This is a genomic window from Myroides sp. DW712, assembly GCF_046557355.1.
Taxonomy (GTDB): Bacteria; Bacteroidota; Bacteroidia; order Flavobacteriales; family Flavobacteriaceae; genus Flavobacterium.
Genome location: NZ_JBKFDO010000007.1, coordinates 77,501 through 95,074, shown reverse-complemented (window position 1 = coordinate 95,074; position 17,574 = coordinate 77,501). Strand labels below are relative to the sequence as shown.

General features: G+C 38.3%; 17 protein-coding genes and 1 other RNA gene. 9 read left to right on the top strand and 9 right to left on the bottom strand.

Going from position 1 to position 17,574, the window contains the following annotated elements; genetic code table 11:
• The first annotated feature begins 9 nt into the window (after positions 1-9).
• Positions 10-684 (top strand): DUF2461 domain-containing protein, encoded by a 675-nt coding sequence (locus ACLJX0_RS07490; RefSeq protein ID WP_410879546.1) that lies wholly within the window; start codon positions 10-12, stop codon positions 682-684.
• 194 nt (positions 685-878) lie between these two features.
• On the opposite strand, the gene ACLJX0_RS07485 is transcribed toward ACLJX0_RS07490, so the two are convergent.
• Positions 879-1,955 (bottom strand): glutaminyl-peptide cyclotransferase, encoded by a 1,077-nt coding sequence (locus tag ACLJX0_RS07485; RefSeq protein ID WP_410879544.1) that lies wholly within the window; start codon positions 1,953-1,955, stop codon positions 879-881.
• Positions 1,956-2,043: 88 nt separating this feature from the next.
• Here ACLJX0_RS07485 and ffs point away from each other — a divergent pair.
• Positions 2,044-2,142, top strand: an RNA gene (ffs, locus tag ACLJX0_RS07480) — signal recognition particle sRNA small type.
• 103 nt (positions 2,143-2,245) lie between these two features.
• On the opposite strand, the gene ACLJX0_RS07475 is transcribed toward ffs, so the two are convergent.
• Both ACLJX0_RS07475 and dinB read right to left on the bottom strand, forming a co-directional pair.
• Positions 2,246-5,182: a DNA polymerase III subunit alpha gene (locus ACLJX0_RS07475; protein WP_410879542.1), complete on the bottom strand. Its 2,937-nt coding sequence runs from the start codon at positions 5,180-5,182 to the stop codon at positions 2,246-2,248.
• A 2-nt stretch (positions 5,183-5,184) separates the two neighbouring features.
• On the bottom strand, positions 5,185-6,342 hold the full coding sequence (gene dinB, locus ACLJX0_RS07470) for a DNA polymerase IV (protein WP_410879541.1): 1,158 nt from the start codon (positions 6,340-6,342) through the stop codon (positions 5,185-5,187).
• Positions 6,343-6,425: 83 nt separating this feature from the next.
• Here dinB and ACLJX0_RS07465 point away from each other — a divergent pair, with 83 nt between their 5' ends.
• Positions 6,426-7,193: an XRE family transcriptional regulator gene (locus ACLJX0_RS07465; RefSeq protein WP_410879539.1), complete on the top strand. Its 768-nt coding sequence runs from the start codon at positions 6,426-6,428 to the stop codon at positions 7,191-7,193.
• Between the two features lie 270 nt (positions 7,194-7,463).
• On the opposite strand, the gene prfB is transcribed toward ACLJX0_RS07465, so the two are convergent.
• Positions 7,464-8,559, bottom strand: a protein-coding gene (gene prfB, locus ACLJX0_RS07460) for a peptide chain release factor 2 (RefSeq protein WP_410879537.1) whose coding sequence is annotated in 2 segments (ribosomal slippage) — positions 7,464-8,495 and positions 8,497-8,559 — 1,095 coding nt in all. Because the reading frame shifts where the segments join, the coding sequence is not laid out codon by codon here.
• A gap of 46 nt (positions 8,560-8,605) precedes the next feature.
• Between prfB and ACLJX0_RS07455 the strand changes: the two genes are divergently transcribed.
• Complete coding sequence (locus ACLJX0_RS07455) at positions 8,606-9,631, top strand: threonine aldolase family protein (RefSeq protein ID WP_410879536.1); 1,026 nt, start codon at positions 8,606-8,608, stop codon at positions 9,629-9,631.
• Positions 9,632-9,732: 101 nt separating this feature from the next.
• A complete protein-coding gene (locus tag ACLJX0_RS07450; RefSeq protein ID WP_410879534.1) occupies positions 9,733-10,050 on the top strand; it encodes a DUF6787 family protein in 318 nt (105 codons plus the stop codon).
• A gap of 131 nt (positions 10,051-10,181) precedes the next feature.
• Here the strand turns inward: ACLJX0_RS07450 and ACLJX0_RS07445 are convergent, their stop codons facing one another.
• The 5 genes from ACLJX0_RS07445 to dnaA form a co-directional block, all read right to left on the bottom strand.
• On the bottom strand, positions 10,182-10,853 hold the full coding sequence (locus tag ACLJX0_RS07445; protein ID WP_410879532.1) for a thioredoxin family protein: 672 nt from the start codon (positions 10,851-10,853) through the stop codon (positions 10,182-10,184).
• 12 nt (positions 10,854-10,865) lie between these two features.
• A complete protein-coding gene (locus tag ACLJX0_RS07440; RefSeq protein ID WP_410879530.1) occupies positions 10,866-11,390 on the bottom strand; it encodes a TlpA family protein disulfide reductase in 525 nt (174 codons plus the stop codon).
• Between the two features lie 168 nt (positions 11,391-11,558).
• A complete protein-coding gene (locus ACLJX0_RS07435; protein WP_410879528.1) occupies positions 11,559-12,281 on the bottom strand; it encodes an SAM-dependent methyltransferase in 723 nt (240 codons plus the stop codon).
• 102 nt (positions 12,282-12,383) lie between these two features.
• Positions 12,384-12,842, bottom strand: coding sequence for a low molecular weight protein-tyrosine-phosphatase (locus tag ACLJX0_RS07430; protein WP_410879527.1), 459 nt, complete (start codon positions 12,840-12,842; stop codon positions 12,384-12,386).
• Positions 12,842-14,281 (bottom strand): chromosomal replication initiator protein DnaA, encoded by a 1,440-nt coding sequence (gene dnaA / locus ACLJX0_RS07425; protein ID WP_410879525.1) that lies wholly within the window; start codon positions 14,279-14,281, stop codon positions 12,842-12,844. Before dnaA ends, ACLJX0_RS07430 begins: the two co-directional genes overlap by 1 nt.
• Positions 14,282-14,468: 187 nt before the next feature.
• Between dnaA and ACLJX0_RS07420 the strand changes: the two genes are divergently transcribed.
• The 4 genes from ACLJX0_RS07420 to ACLJX0_RS07405 all read left to right on the top strand — a co-directional run bounded on the left by ACLJX0_RS07420 (position 14,469) and on the right by ACLJX0_RS07405 (position 17,558).
• Positions 14,469-14,879, top strand: a complete 411-nt coding sequence (locus tag ACLJX0_RS07420; protein WP_410879523.1) for an acyl-CoA thioesterase — start codon at positions 14,469-14,471, stop codon at positions 14,877-14,879.
• 53 nt (positions 14,880-14,932) lie between these two features.
• Entirely contained in the window at positions 14,933-15,664 is a 732-nt protein-coding gene (locus tag ACLJX0_RS07415; RefSeq protein ID WP_410879521.1) for a hypothetical protein, read from the top strand.
• Positions 15,665-15,810: 146 nt separating this feature from the next.
• Complete coding sequence (locus tag ACLJX0_RS07410; protein ID WP_410879519.1) at positions 15,811-16,629, top strand: hypothetical protein; 819 nt, start codon at positions 15,811-15,813, stop codon at positions 16,627-16,629.
• Between the two features lie 59 nt (positions 16,630-16,688).
• Positions 16,689-17,558 (top strand): DUF3592 domain-containing protein, encoded by an 870-nt coding sequence (locus ACLJX0_RS07405; protein WP_410879518.1) that lies wholly within the window; start codon positions 16,689-16,691, stop codon positions 17,556-17,558.
• Positions 17,559-17,574: the final 16 nt, after the last annotated feature.

Below are 17,574 nucleotides of genomic sequence, written 5' to 3'. Positions count from 1 at the left end.
AAAAAAGATATGGATCAAGTAAAACAAGAGCATTTGACCCTTTTAGAGGCGATTGCTAAAAATAATAATAGACCGTGGTTTACGGCACACAAACCTAAAATTGATGCCGTTTTTACGGAGGTAAAAGGTTTTTTTAAAACCGTGTTTGACCAAATGATAGGGGTGGATGAGGTAGAGCTTTTCCATGTGCATCGGCTGTATCGCGATGTGCGTTTCTCCAAAGATAAGACACCTTATAAAACCTACTTTGGTCTGCATATTGGACGAAAAAAACCTTTGCTTCGCGGAGGCTATTACCTCAATATAGAACCGGGAAAGAGTTTTGTGGGAGGAGGATTCTGGGAGCCCAATAAGGATGACTTACTGCGTATCCGAAAAGAAATTGCCTTAGATGATTCAGAATTACGCCAAATTATCAGCAATCCTACTTTTGTCCAATTGTTCGGAGGCTTAGTAGGGGAAGAGTTAAAAACAGCACCTAAGGGCTTCGATAAAGAACACCCTGCTATTGATTTACTGCGCAAGAAACAGTTTTTAGTGATGCGCTCTTTTACAGATGAAGAAATACTACAGCCCAATTTTATAAACGACGTGATTCAAACCTTTGAAGGAATGAAACCTTTTTTTGATTATATGTCGGAAGTATTGACGACTGATGTCAATGGAGTGAGTTTGTATGAGTAGATGGTTATTGGAGAAGGGAATTTAGAGAAAGGTGAGGGTGATGCAAACTGCGGAAAGAAAGAACTGTAAATTGTTAACTGTCAACTAAAATACAACAGCGATGGCTTTCAATAGGAAGCCATCGCTGTTTAGTTTTTCATTGAAAGAAAATTATTTTTATCTCAAGGTAATCATTACGCATCACCCATTTCCACCTATTTACTCAGCTTAATTTCAAACATTTTATTCCAGTTTTTTCCAGTCACAAAAAACGTATCTGTTTTTGCGTTATAAGCGATTCCGTTGAGTACATCTAAATCAGGGTGGTGTTCTACCATGTCATACAGTTGAGAAAGATCAATAACGCCCTCTACAGATCCAGTTGTCGGATCAATGACCGCAACCCCACTTTTACCGTAGAAGTTGGCGTATATTTTGCCATTAACCCATTCCAATTCATTGATGTTTACAAGTATTTCGCGTTGAGCGGCTACCGTTACATCGTCTATCTTTTCAAAGGTATCAGGGTTGAGTTTGTAAATCTTTTCTGAACCATCGGTCATGTAGAGGTGGGTACCATCATTACACAAGCCCCAACCTTCTGTTTTTTTGAAGTAAGGAATTGTTGCTATTTGTTCGAAGGTGTCTGGATTGTACACATAGGCCTCATTGTTTTTATACGTCAATTGATACAGCTTGTTGTTCAAAATCGTACAGCCTTCTCCAAAGATACTAGCAGGAAGTTCTTTGATTTTGATTACTTCCCCCGTTTTAGGATTGATCTGACGTACACTAGAGGTTCCTTTAGTTCCTGTTCCCAATCCTTCTCCATTTCCTGTACTTTCGTATAAAATTCCGTTGTGGAATTCTAATCCTTGCGTATAGGCTTTGATATCGTGAGGGAGGGTATTGACAATGGTATAATTGATCATTTGAGGAGCCACAGAAGAAAGAATGGCAATGTGAGAAGAAACATCCTTGCTTGCGTTATTCAAATAAGCTGTTCCTTTGATGGTATATTGTCCAAATTTTTGTCCTTTTAATGGTGCGTTGAGTACTTCATTTCCCTTTACAGCACCTAATCGGATCTCATTTAAATGGTAAACAACAGAGTCTAGCTCGGTGTTTGGCGCGAGCGTTAAGCTTAATTTTATAGCCTCTTTATCGTTGTAAACCTGCTTTAATTCGGATGTATTTAAAGAAATTACATTTTTTTCTAAATTATTTTTTTCCGCACAGCTAAAAATAGCAAACGATAAGGCTAAGGGTATAAGCATGTTATGTCTTTTCATCGGTCGATTTAATTTTATTACAATATACAAAAGTTATTATAATAGTTGTAAACACTTGGAAAAATATAAAATGGTTGTATATTTGCAACGGCAAGTCCTACACGACCAGCTCCTGCAGAATCCTCCAGGGTGGGAACGCAGCAAAGGTATGTGGTTGTAGCGGTGCGATGTAGGTAGCTTGCCATTTTTTTCTTATTTGATCTCCTATTTAGGGGATTTTTTTTTGCCTAATACTGTACGGTTAGGAGTATCCTCAAACAACCAATTTTTAAAAAGCAAAAAAGCCATACTTACACATATCTCGGATCCGCCCTATAGGGAAGTTTAGCCATTTTTAGCATGTGTAAGGTAGGTACCTCATAGTCAATTTGAATGGTTCCCAAGAGCAAATAGCAACCACTGCCTTGAAAAGGGTAGTGCGCTAAGCTGTGTGGAAAGTGTACGCTGTCGAAATAATCTCCATTGCTGTCAATCCACGTACCAAAATACATGACGCCACTTTTGATTTTGATGGGTTTTAAGGCAATTAAATAGCCCACTAAGCGCGTATTCTCCTGGTTGTGGTAGAGGAAGTCTTTGGTGGTGATTTCGCCTCTAAATGACGTCTGTAATAAGTCGAAGGGACTTGACGTAACGGGAAAACCCAAATACTCAAGTTCGTCAAAGGCATCTTCTGCTGCGGTTCGCTTCAATTTAGGGAAAGCAAAAGACTTCATTGGTTCTTGTAGCAACTGCAAGGAAGCCTTGGGTTTCTTCTTGTGGTACAACAATTTAGCTTGGATGAGCAATTCATTCTTTTGGAGTCCAGTGAATTGAAAGGCGCCAATAAAAATAAGGGTTTCCAAGGCTTCGAGGTTGATTTCGACGCGTTGAATAAAGTTGGCCAAAGAAGTAAAGTTCCCGTTTGTTTGACGTTCAGTTAAGAAGGTGTCAATGAGAGCTGTATTTAAGTTCTTTACCAATTGAAAACCCAAGAAAATATCGCGTTTTCTCAATGTAGCTCCCTGATTACTGCGGTTGATACAAGGAGGGAAAACGCGAGCGCCTGACATTTTAGCCTCGTGTACATAGACTTCTGTGCGATAGAATCCGCCTTGGTTGTTGATGACAGCTACGATAAATTCCAGCGGATAATAGGCCTTTAAGTACAAACTTTGATAGCTTTCAATAGCGTAGGAAGCCGAATGCGCCTTGCAAAAGGAATAACCCGCAAAAGACTCAATCTGACAGTAAATCTCTTCACTAAGCGCCTGGGGATGCCCTTTTTCTTCACACAGAGCAAGAAAGCGTTGGCGAACGGCTTGTAATCCTTCTTTGGATCGGCTTTTTCCACTCATTGCACGACGGAGAATATCACCATCTTCGGCAGGTAGCCCTCCGTAGTGCAAGGCAATTTTAATTACATCCTCTTGGTATACCATGATTCCGTAAGTTTCTCCCAATTGATCTTTAAATACATCGTGGAAATATTCAAACTGATTGGGGTTGTTATGTCTAAAAATATATTCTTGCATCATACCGCTTTGGGCAACTCCAGGCCTAATAATGGAAGAAGCTGCTACTAATGTTTTATAATTGTTACACTTTAATTTTCTCAATAAACTTCGCATGGCTGGGCTTTCAATATAAAAACAGCCGATGGTGTTACCTGCTTGCAAATACGTATTGGATTTAGCCTCATTTTTGGATAGGGGAATGGATCGAATATCCAGGGTGATTTGCTGATTTTGTTCGATTAATTCTACCGTTTCATTGATGTGTCCAATACCGCGTTGACTGAGGATGTCAAATTTTTCAAATCCAATATCTTCTGCTATATGCATATCAAATTGAGCCACAGCATAGCCTTTAGGTGGATAATCTAAAGCAGTAAACTGTGTGATTGGTTCCTCTGAAATAATAATTCCACAGGCATGCATCGTACGTTGATTGGGAAAATCCTCTAACTTTTGACCATAGTGATGAACCAATTGTACAATGGAATTCTCGTCCCAATGGTTGGGGATATGCCGATTGTTGAGCTGATCGAGTTCTGCTTTTGCCAATCCGTATACTTTGCCGATTTCTCTAGTGATTGAACGGGTTTTAAAGGTAGACATCGCTCCGCAAAAGGCAACGTGATCTTTTCCATAGGTAGCGAAGATGTAATCGATAATGGCATCGCGATCTGTCCAAGACCAATCAATATCAAAATCGGGTGGTGATTTGCGGTTGATATTTAAAAAGCGCTCAAAGTACAAATCGAGTTCTAGTGGACAAACATTGGTGATACCGATGCAATAGCCAACTAAACTATTAGCGCCGCTACCACGCCCAATATGCATAAAACCGCGCTGGGAGCTATAGGTAATAATATCCCAAATAATTAGAAAATAGCTAGCAAATGACAGTTTTTCAATTATTTCTAGTTCTTTTTTTAAGCGTTGTTGCGCTTGTTCGTGATTGTCGCCATAAAGACGTACGAGCCCTTCTTGTGCCAAGGTAGTGAGCAATTGCATATCCTTGACTTTACTATCCGTAAAGTGAAGTTTATTCCTGCTCTTTTTGAAAGCAAAGGTGAAGTTGGCTTCCTCAACCAATTTGTGAGTATTGGCAAGTAAAAGCGGAAAAGATTCAAAATGACGAACTAATTCCGCTTCAGATAGCAGTACTTCGTCAGGAGAAGCACAAGTTCTGGGGTCTAATTTACTCAATAGCGTATTTTGATCAATGGCTTGCAGGATGCGGTGTAATTCATAGTCATCGGGTTGTAGTAAGGTTACCGGATGGAGGATGACCATTTTGTGCATCCATTGGTTCCATTGCTCCTGATAGAGTAAATTGCGTTGGTTGATTTTCAGACCAATGTACTCGTGATCGGCTAGGGTAGGCGGGCAGTTTTCTAGCGGATAAATAACAAAAGTATCCGTAAAATCAGGGGCTTTTGTCGGAAACGGTTGTTTATTTTCGTTGTATTGGGTCAGGTATTGATTCATTTCAGCAAAGCCTTGCTTATTTTTAGCAATACCAATGTATAGTAGTTGCTGATTTGAGCGAAATTCAGCCCCAACAAGCGGTTTGATATTCGCTTGTTGACAGAGGCGAATAAAGTCGTACACCCCATAGAAGGTGTGGATATCGGTGAGGGCTAAAGCCGAAATACGCAGTTGCTGTGCAGTAGCAACCAATTGCGCTAGGGGAATCGTGCCAAAGCGCAAACTGTAGTAAGAGTGACAATTTAACAACATAGTTATTTCTTTTTTGATTTGAGTAAAGCACTAGAACAACGGTGAACGGCTTGTAGACCATATTGTTTTTTAATGTAATCCATGGCTTCATAAAGAGCCATGATTTCTTGTGAATCTTCAAATAAATTAATCTGATAATTGCCGCGGACCAAACCACTGAAATTAATGCCAATTAAGCGCAAACGCATACGGCGTTGGTAGTGTTTGTCAAATAAATCCAACACATAGGCATTGAGGACGTGATCTGCAGCGGTATAGTTTATTTTACATTGCTTGGTTTCCGTATCGAAATTCGTATAGCGAATCTTGATGGATACCACAGAGGTCAACCACCCTTCTGTACGCAGCTGAAAAGCCAATCGCTCCACCATGCCCAACAAAGTAGTTCGCAAGAGGATTAAGTCAATCGTATCTTGGGAAAATGTATGCTCTACCGAGATGGATTTGCGTTCTCGATAGGGTTCAACGGGAGTAAAATCAATTCCATTGGCTTTTCGCCAGAGGTCTAAACCATTTTTTCCCAACAGCTGAAACAAAATCTCTGAAGGCATAGTAGAAAGAGTTTCAATCGTTCGAATACCCAACCGCGCAAGAGAATCATAGGTCGCTTGTCCCAACATGGGAATTTTGCGGATAGACAATGGATTGAGAAAAGGCTGCACGTCTTGCGCTGGAATAACTAAGACTCCTGCAGGTTTGGCCTCATTCGTTCCCATTTTAGAAACGGTTTTATTGACCGATAAGGCATAACTCAACGGAAGATGCGTTTCTTTTTGAATGGCCGTAACCAATTCGGATGTCCATTGGTTGACGCTGTAAAATCGATCCATTCCCGTTAAATCGAGATAGAACTCGTCAATACTCGCTTTTTCCATGACAGGGGCTTTTTCAGCGATAATCTCGGTTACTTCCGCAGACATTTTACTGTATAATTCCATATCCCCTTTGATAATTTTGGCTTGAGGACACAACCGCATGGCCATGCGGATGGGCATAGCTGAACGCACCCCAAAGGCACGTGCTTCGTAGGAGCAACTCGACACCACCCCGCGATCTCCACCACCTATAATCAAAGGAATACCAGTGAGTTGCCGATTGGTTAATCGCTCACACGAAACAAAAAAGCTGTCTAAATCTAAATGTACAATAGCGCGTTGCATCTTTCTAAGCCTAAATTATTTTAAACAAACTTACTACGGATGTTAGCAATTTTTGTTATATTTGATGCTATAAATAATAGCAAATGTCATACTTATCAGATAACATCAGGTATTTACGCGCACAGAAAGAATTGTCTCAGCAAAAGGTAGCCGATTCGTTACTTATTACACGTGCTCGTTATTCGAAATATGAAGAAGGTGCATCAGAACCTCCTTTGGAAGTATTGTTGAAAATCTCCCGTTATTTTCACGTGAGTGTGGATTTACTCATTTCGGTTGATTTGAGGAAAGTACCCATGCAAGATTTATTAAAACTAGAGGATAACCGTATTTTATTGCCTATTATGGTGGATCCTACAGGCAATAATTTTATTGAAATTATTCCCCATAAAGCAAGAGCAGGGTATTTATCTGGGTATGCTGATCCTGAATTTATTCAGAATCTCGATCAGATTTCCTTGCCTTTTCTGAGAGAAGGAAAATATCGGGCGTTTCCAATTGAAGGAGATTCGATGCCTCCCCATCAAGAAGGTTCGTTTATTATTGGAAGTTATATTGAACAATTGGATTATATCCGCAATGGACGTACCTATATTATTATGACGGCAAATGAAGGGATGGTGTATAAGCGTGTGTATCGCATTGACGAGGAGACGTATGAACTGCATTCGGACAATACCTTTTATGAGCCCTATCGCATTAAAGCCCATGATATTTTAGAGATTTGGGAGTATGCGTGTAGTATTGCTACGGAAGAGTTTAAACCGGAAGATTTAGGAGAAGCAGATACGAAAGCAATGTTTCAAGAAATTCGCCATATGTTGAAAGATGTCATGAAGAAGGTGAATTAGTTCTTTGCTCTTTGCGCGGTTTGTTTGTTGTTCTTTGATTGTGTTATAAGAAAATTATTCTTTGTAAATGGCACTTCATCAAACAACGTAGGTCAAACAACGTAGGTCAAACAACGTAGGTCAAACAACGTAGGTCAAACAACGTAGGTCAAACACCAAACAACGAAAACCAAACAACGAAAGTCAATAAAAAAAAACAAGCTTGAGTTTTTACCCAAGCTTGTTTTTTTATTCACTTTATCAACTGTCAACCGTTAACTGTCAACCCTATTACTCCTCTTGTTGGCCCATCATCATCAAATAGGCTTTTAAGAAAGCGTCAATCTCTCCGTCCATAACAGAATCAACATCGGTTGTTTCGTGACTGGTACGAACATCTTTGACTAATTTATACGGGTGCATGACGTAATTTCGAATTTGGGATCCCCATTCAATTTTCTTTTTATTGGCTTCAATCTCATCGCGCATGGCTTGTTTTTTCTTCAGCTCAATTTCGTAAAGCTGTGATTTTAAGAGCTGCATGGCTTTGATTTTGTTGTCTAATTGGGAGCGCGTTTCCGAGTTCTCAATAATAATTCCTGTTGGATGGTGTCGCAAGCGAACTGCCGTTTCTACTTTGTTTACGTTTTGTCCACCAGCTCCACTGGAACGCATCGTTTCCCAAGAAATATCAGACGGGCTGATTTCAATTTCAATGGTATCATCGGCTAAAGGATAGACATAGACTGAAGCAAAAGAGGTATGGCGTTTGGCGTTACTGTCAAAAGGAGAGATGCGAACCAAACGGTGTACGCCGTTTTCACCTTTTAAATAACCAAAAGCAAATTCACCCTCAATTTCCAAGGTCACAGTTTTTACACCTGCAACTTCTCCAGCTTGATAGTTGAGCTCTTTAACTTTATAGCCGCTGTTCTCTGACCACATGATGTACATACGCATCAACATGGAGGCCCAATCACAACTTTCGGTTCCACCTGCGCCTGCAGTAATTTGCAAGACCGCACTCATGTTGTCTCCTTCATCGGACAGCATGTTTTTAAACTCCAAATGCTCGATGAGCGCTAGGGTGTTTTTGTACTGCTCGATTACTTCTTCTTCTGTTGCCTCTTTGGCATTGTAAAATTCAACTAAGACCTGGAACTCTTCCAAAGCATTTTTGGTCTGTTCGTAGTCTTCAATCCACTTCTTTTTGGATTTTAAGTTTTTGACAATAATCTCCGCTTCTTTTGAATTATTCCAAAAGTCTGGAGCAAAGGTTTTTTCTTCCTCGTTGGTGATTTCAATTAACTTCTTATCGACGTCAAAGATACCTCCTTAACGCACCAAGGCGATCAATAATGTCCTTCTGTTGTTCTGTGGTTACCATAATTTTTAATACTTTTACAAGCAAAAATACTTATTCCTGCGAATTTATGGAAATTAATTTAATTAGCGATACAATTACAAAGCCTACTTCTGAAATGGTAAACTATATGTTGAAAGCGAGAGTGGGAGACGATGTTTATAAACAAGATGGGAGTACCAATGAATTAGAAGCGGCTGTTGCTGAATTGTTTGGGATGGAAGCGGCTTTGTTTTTTCCTTCGGGAACGATGGCTAATCAAGTTGCAATTAAACTACATACACAACCCGGAGATCAGTTGATTTGTGATCGAAGTTCGCACATTTATCAGTTTGAAGGAGGGGGAGCTGCGGTGAATCACGGAGTAAGTAGCGCTTTAGTCGATGGTGATCGCGGGCGAATTACGGCCGAAGATGTGCTGTATCATTATACCGATCCTATGAACATACACTTGCCTATAACCAAATTAGTATGTTTAGAAAACACAACCAATATGGGGGGCGGTGCTTGTTATGAATTAAGTGAAATTGAACGAATCAAAGAAGTATGTCAGGCACGCAATATCAAGTTGCATTTAGACGGGGCGCGCTTGTGGAATGCGTTAGTAGCAAAATCTCAACATCCCACCCAGTTTGGAGCATTGTTTGATACTATTTCTGTTTGTTTTTCTAAGAGTTTAGGTGCGCCAGTAGGTTCGGTACTTTTAGGTTCTAAAGAGTCAATTCAACGCGCCATTCGCTTGCGTAAAGTGATGGGAGGAGGGATGAGACAAACAGGATACCTAACTGCAGCTGCTTTATTTGCATTAAAAAATAATGTAAGTCGCCTACAACGCGATCATTATCGCGCCAAGCAAATCGAAATGCTACTCAATAAAAAAACATGGGTAAAAGAAATCTTACCTGTACAAACGAATATTTTGGTTTTTCGTTTGGAAGATGAGGCGAATATCAAACCTTTTTTGGATAAACTCAAACAAAAAAATATACTAATTAGCGAAATCGGAAAGGGATGGCTACGCATAGTCACCCATTTGGATTATCGAGAAGTGATGCATGAATATGTATTGGAAACCTTGAATCAAATTGAACTATAAGACAAGAAAAGCCATTCAACGGAATGGCTTTTATATTTACGTTAAATAAGTTTTTTACTCCTTAAAAAAGCACTACTTTTGTTTAGATTTAAAATAAATAAATGGAAAAGTTAAAGCAACGTTGGGGACTTACTTCTAATTTTCAAGTGGTCATTATCCTAGTTGTATTTGCAATTACAGGTTCAACAGCAGCGTTTATTTCGAAACCTATTTTAACGTATTTGGGGATTGAAAGAGGATTAACTCATCCTGTACTCTATTGGGTATTGTATGTTTTAATTATTTTCCCCATGTATAAAGTAATTCTGATTTGTATCGGTACTTTATTTGGTCAACGCGAGTTCTTCTGGAACTTTGTGAAAAAAATGTTGACTCGAATGGGATTAGGATTTATTTATCCCAAAGAAAAAAAGGAATAAGAATAATAAAACGAAGCTATTGGCTTCGTTTTTTGTTTAGGTTGATTGGTGGTGATGCGTAATGCATGAACGTGACAGCGTAAGCTCCAACCTTTTGTTATTTAGGGACGTTCACGCATTACCCATTTTCCCTATTTCACTTTAATTGAGCATCCAATCGCCACGGTTGTTGTTTGTTCGATGGCTTTTCCAGCTAACAACGCATCAACGGCATTTTCTACATACTTAACAGAAACCTGACTTGCATCCTCGTAGTTATCGTCAATCGCGCCAATATATTTTACGATATTCTTTCCTTCTGCTTTTTGTAAAAGAAATACATGTGGTGTTTTGGTAGCACCGTATTGAGGGTAAATCTTTTGTCCTTCATCTAATAAATACGGAAAAGTAAATCCTTTTTCCTTGGCTCTCTCTTTCATTAATTCCAATCCATCTTCAGGTTGTACTACAGGATCATTGGGATTAATTGCAACAACAGGATACCCCAGCGTTTTATATTTTTGATCTAACGCCACAATGCGTTCTTCATACGCTTTTGCATAAGGACAATGGTTGCATGTAAAAATTACAATATACCCTTTAGCTTCTGGAAAATCAGCTAGACTGTGTTTTTTATCATCTATCCCTATCAAACTAAAATCGGTAGCTTGATCCCCTATTTTATAACCAGAGACTTCTTTGAAGTCGTTTACAGGCTCTATCACCTCTTCAATAGGATCAATAGCCTCTATCTTTTTTGCGTCTTTCTTACAAGCGACAAAAGCAATACTACACAAGATTGCTAAACCTACATTTTTCAACATAATTCTATTTTTTTATTTCGTTATTTTTTTCAGTTCTTCATAGGTCAATATTCCCTCATGAAAGTAAATCTGTTTGCCATTCTTGTAAATAGCTGTCGCTGGAATAGCACCACTCCAAGACTTATGGATTGCTGGAATCCACTCATTCATACGCTTGACATCTGCCAACAACACAACCGGTGGAGTCAATTGGTGGTCTGTTATAAATGGCTTTACTTTTGTTTCAAAATCAGCAGATCGATCTAAACTAACCAATACCATTTCAAAATCTGGTCGCGTTTTATTTTCGTTGTACAGTTGAACAAAATCAGGTAATTCTTTCACACAGGGTACACACCAAGTGGCCCAAAAATTAACTACATATACTTTATCATCCTGGTGATTTACGGATTCTACCAAGACATGATAATCTTCTACAACTCCTTCTAAAGAAAAAGGCTCCGGTTGTACGTTCACTTTTTTACAACCTACTACTACTAAAGCAAGTGAAATGATTGCGATATATTTTGTCATTGGCATGGTATGAGTTTCTAACAAATATAATTTTTTTTGTTTGGTTAGAAAAGATTTTTTTGAATGGTGAGGTTGGGTGAGGTTTGGTGAGCCAAACAACAAAAGCCAAAAGAACAAAGAACATAAAAAAAGGTTCGATCTTCTTCAAAAGATCGAACCTTTTTTTATAGCATAAATTCACCCATCACCCAATTAATTCTTATGTAGAATAAAAATACACGGTCTTTTGTGTAAATCTACTTTGGTTCTTTTCCAAGCTGAAATTGGTTTGGTTTGAATAAACTCACTCTCTAATGTAATATCGCAAGCGATGCACAAGAGGGTGTTGGGGTGTAAGGTTTGGATTAGATCCTCGAGTAATTGATTATTTCGATACGGAGTTTCAATAAAAATTTGCGATTGACTCTTTTCGAAAGACAAGCGTTCAAAGGTTTTTAAAGCTCCTTTTTTCTCATTTTTATCGATAGGTAGGTAACCGTTAAAGGCAAAACTTTGACCATTCATTCCAGAAGCCATTAAGGCGAGTAGAATAGACGAGGGGCCAACTAACGGCAATACACGTATGTTTTGTTTGTGTGCAAGTTCAACAATAGCTGCACCTGGATCCGCAATTCCTGGGCAACCAGCTTCGCTAATAACGCCGACATCTTTTCCTTCTAAAAGCGGTTGGATGTATTGCTTATGTGTAGCAGGATCGGTGTGTTTATTTAAAGGAAATAAAATTAATTCCGATTGTTTTTTTTCAGGAGCAATTCGCTTGATAAATTTGCGGATTGTTTTCTCATTTTCGACAATGAAAATATCCAATCGATCAATGGTCTCTTTGACCGCTTGGGGAAGTACTTGCATAGGATCATTGTCTCCCAAGGTCGTGGGAATCATGTACAAGATTCCCGTTTGAGTGGTTTTATCCATAATATGTTGGAACTGTATTTAAACAACAAAGGTAAGCAAAGCTGTTTAAAAAAATAAAAGGAAGAAATACAAATTTCCTCCTTGAATCTATTATATAAATGACTAAGATTTTAATGCTTTAGCGATAAGTGTACACGCCTCATCGACCAGTTGAAAAACATGCTCAAACCCATCTGGACCTCCATAATATGGATCAGGAACTTCTGCTTTTTTATCGGGGTGAATGACATCCAACAACAAGCGTACCTTTTGAATTTCTTCTGGATTTGCTGCTAATTGAATGACATTGTTATAATTCGATTGATCCATGACAAAAATATAATCAAAAGTAGAAAAGTCACTTTTTTTAAATTGTCTGGCTCTCTGTGTGGTTAAATCAATACCGTATTTTCTAGCTACTGCAATAGAACGTTGGTCGGGTGACTCTCCCACATGCCAATCACCTGTGCCAGCAGAATCTACTAAAAAGTCTTCTTGGGGAAGTTTAGCTTGTAAAATACCTTCAGCCAAGGGTGACCGACAAATATTTCCTAAACAGACCATGAGTACTTTTGTTTGCATTACATATTGAACTTTTGGTTAATATCATCGTGGAATTTCTTGAATTCCTTATCTGTTTCTAATAGGTTATCAACGGTCTTGCACGCGTGTAAAACAGTGGCATGATCGCGTTTTCCTATTTGAGACCCAATATTTGCTAAAGACGATTTGGTGTACTTTTTAGCAAAGAACATGGCTAATTGTCTGGCTTGTACAATATTGCGCTTACGCGTTTTTGATTTCAATGTTTCGATGTCCATGTCGAAGTAGTCGGAAACCACTTTTTGAATGTAATCAATAGAGATTTCTTTTTGCGTATGCTTGATGAATTTCTCAATGACTTGACGGGCTAAATCAATCGTGACTTCTTGTTTGTTAAATGAAGATTGAGCAATTAAGGAAATAATAGCTCCCTCTAATTCACGCACGTTTGTCGATACATTTTTAGCCATATACTCGATGATATTTTCAGGCATAGTTACCCCATCACGGTATAAAATATGTTTCACAATCTTAACTCTAGTTTCAAAATCTGGTGTTTGAATCTCAGCAGATAATCCCCATTTGAAACGAGATAATAAGCGTTGCTCAATATCTTGCATGTCTACAGGAGCTTTGTCTGAAGTTAAGATAACTTGTTTTCCATTTTGGTGTAAGTGGTTGAAGATATGGAAAAACACATCTTGAGTTCCTGACTTACCCGATAAGAACTGAATATCATCGACAATCAATACATCAATTAATTGATAGAAGTAGATGAAGTCATTTCTTGTTTGTTTGCGAACAGAGTCCACATATTGTTGTGTAAATACCTCCGCAGAAATATACAGAACTGTTTTATCTGGAAAATATTCTTTGATTTCTACACCAATGGCATGTGCTAAGTGTGTTTTACCTAATCCAACGCCACCAAAAATCAATAAAGGGTTGAATGAAGTTCCTCCTGGTTTTTTAGATACAGCCATACCTGCAGAACGCGCTAAGCGGTTTGCATCTCCTTCCAAAAAGTTATCAAAGGAATAGTTTGAATTTAATTGCGACTCAATCTTAACATTTCGAATCCCTGGAATGATAAATGGATTTTTTAGTTCAGGGTTTTTATTCTGAACGGGAACATCCAATTCTTGTGGTTTTACAGGTCCACGTTGTGAACTAGGTAACTGTTCTGTAAATGGCTGCTTGTTGCCAGATACAGTTTCCATCTGAATTTTATATAGTAACTTTGCATTTCCACCTAACACTTTTGTCAACGCTACTTTCAATATACTTACGTAATGCTCTTCTAGCCATTCATAGAAGAATTTACTAGGCACTTGTATATAGAGCTTGTCTTCTGTTAATTCAATGGCTTTAATAGGCATGAACCAAGTCTTAAACGCTTGTTCGCCTATGTTATCCTTTATGAATTCAAGACAAGCATTCCAAGCAGATTGCGCTGTCATGTCTTTGTATTCGTGCATTTTTGGTTAGATTTTTAAAAAAACAGTTACTATTTTTGAATGTTTTTTGGATTGATGTCGGTGTCGAATCAGATGGCAAATATGTGAACAATTTTTGGGATAAAAAAACGAATTAGTCATTGTAATTTTCAAAAAAAAATGGTAAGTACATTTATAATTCAATTAGTCAAATAAAATTAAAAGGAATATGAAAAAATTCGATCACACAGTACGTGTGCGTTATGCAGAAACAGATCAAATGGGAGTAGTCTATCATGGAAATTATGCTCAATACTTTGAAATAGGGCGAGTTGAGTGGTTGCGCAATTTAGGAATCTCGTATAAACGAATGGAAGAGTTGGGGATTATGTTACCCGTTGTCTCGTTAACTATGAACTATAAAAAACCTGCAAAATACGACGAAGACCTCTGTATTCGCACCATATTTAAACAGTGCAGTGGAGTGAAAATAGAATTCGATTATGAACTGTATAATCAAAATAATGAGTTGTTAACAACAGGTTATTCGATGTTGGTGTTTGTCGATATGAAGTCAGGACGACCAACAGTACCCCCTGCTTATGTATTGGAAAAAATAAATGAGATGCCAGAGGAATAATTTTTTTTATTCTTTGAAGTAATTATATCTTTATCCAAACAAACTAGTAAATTATGAAAAACCTATTGGCGTTATTGAGTATGGTATGTATTGGCTTGAGTGCATATGCTCAAAGACCAACTTTAATAGATGGACGCGTTCGATTGTATAATGGACAAATTATTCCAGTTTCTATTGAAAATAAAAATACAAAGGAAAAAACTCAATCGGATCAAACAGGTTATTTTTTAATACAGACCTATTTAGGTGATACGCTGCGTTTCTCCAGTGACTATAGTGCTACGATGCTGTATGTTATTGATGAAGGAGATTTGCAAACAAAACGCATTACACCAGTGTTAGTGAAACCAGGGCAGAAATTAGAGGAAATCGTAATCGTAAAAAAGGAGTTTGGTGAAGGAGAAATGGAGTTTGGTAGTAAAAAACTAACTCCCGCTGAAAAGCGATACAATAGAAATAATCGCGTATTCATGGCAACTAGCGATTTAAAAATGGGAATCACCATTGATGGGATTATCAATCGACTCAATGGAACGCGAAAACGCGATTTACAAATGATTGAATATGAGCGAATCGAAATGAATATGATGTCGTTTTACAAACAATATCCAAGAGAGGAGTTGATGAAAGATCTCGGAATTCCAGAATATCACGTAGATGCTTTTGTGATTTATTTCGTTTCTCAACCCGATACGGATAAAATAAAAGTAGATCAAAGTGAAGGATATCAGATTCTTCTAGCGCAGTATTATGATGAGTTTTTAACGTTTATCAAAGAAGAGTAAATGATATAGACGAGCTAGTATACGAAAGGGATGGATTTTATAATTCATCCCTTTTTTATATCCTTGTTTTTTTAAAAGTAACACCTTGCTGATACTATCTTAATTAACTTTTGTATCTTGAGTAAGTAAAAAGAAACATGCTTAAAATGAATACAAGTAGAGGAAAGAAAATCAATTTTATCCCGATTATCCTAGTGCTTATTCTGCTTTCAGCAGGAAGTTCGTGGCTATCTTCTATCGCAATTATTCCTACACAGATGGGGCGTGCTTTAGTGGCTAGTGAACTTTATACGGGGCCTTTAGAGCGAATAACGGATGAGCAGGGAAATGTGCAGCTTGGAATCGTGACAACTGGAGCGACAGGAGAGGCTATGTTAATTCCTGCAGAACGCTTAGATGATATTACGTTGGAGTACTTTAGGGAGGTGAATCAAGCAGTTTTGGTAGATGAAGCATCAGGAGGAACGTTTTGGTTGACCTATGAAGATTTACTCCTCTCGTATGGAATTCTCGTTGTGGTATTTTTTGTTGCTAGAATTGCAGTATTTCTTGTTTTATACCTTTTGCATACATTTGCACTGATAGGGAACCAAACAGCGACAGCAATCAAAAAGAGCCTGCATTTGTTAATTAAACCCATGCGCATGCTAGCTTTAGGGTATGTGCTCTGGACGTTTTATCAGTTTCGTATTTTTGGATCCGAAGAAGAAGCAGAATTGTTTTCGGTGTTTATGCTGATTTACGCCTTGTATTTCCTCTTTGTTATTGGCAAACGACTTTGGGCTATTCGTCACTTGGGAGCTTTCCGTTCACCCATAGAAGAATCCGCGTATCAAACGAAGAAAGTCGTACACTCAGCATACGAGACAACTCGCCCCGAAACAGACCAACAAGTGTTACACGATAACGATTTAATTAAACGCAAGAAAATAACCTTTAAACATCAAACCTCTCGCTATACCTAGAACGGCGTATAGAGGAAGAACTGTTTTCCTTGTTGTACTTCAATACGAAATAAAAACTAATGATTGTATCTTCTATTATTTTTATGGGTTTAACTTCTTATGGATGGAGTGGAATCCTTGCGGTTCTTTTTGGTCTTTGGTTAACCTATCAAATTGGGCAACGCCGCCTGCGCGCTGGAAAAGGAGGTTTAGGTTGCCTCGGATTTGGGTATGTTTTTTTGGTGGTAACGATCCTGATGGTTTTTGCTATCAGTATGACCATTGGTATAGGAAGCTCGCTCTATAAATCAACGAAACTCTTAATGAATGGCCAGCGTTATGAAGCAAAGGTCATTTCATATTCCTCTTATGAAAGCCATGATTCCGATGCAGGAACAACAACTATGATGTTTACACCCACGGTAGAATTTACTACGTCGTCTGGAAATTCCATTCAACATACGTTGTCCTATTCGTCTAGTAGTAAACCTATCATCGGTGATGACGTAACAGTTTATTATGATGAGGTGTCTCAAAAGGGAATGAGCTTTGGATTTGGAGCGATTGCTTTGTTTCTCGGTGCGTTGCTTATGATGGTCATTTTGGTAGTTGTCTTTTTGGGCGTATTGCTTTATGCCATGAATTATGCTATGACTTCCTATAGAAAAGTGGTTCAATACCTCGGTTTGACCTTTCTGATTCCTCTAATCATGATTCTCTTTGATGGTTTATTGGTATATGCTTTGTTTTATGGCAACAAAGTTCCCTGGTTTGTCAGTGGATTAATCGCCTTTTTTATTCTTATGCTAACCTTAGGTATTTGGGGGTATATTAAAATGATCCGTACAAGTGATATGGTATGGGAAAAAACAGGTCCTGGAAGTTGGGGAGCAAATCCTGTTCCGAAAAAAGCAAAACACGTAAAAGATAGCTGGATTAAAAGAAGGTGAATACAAAGAGAGGCGT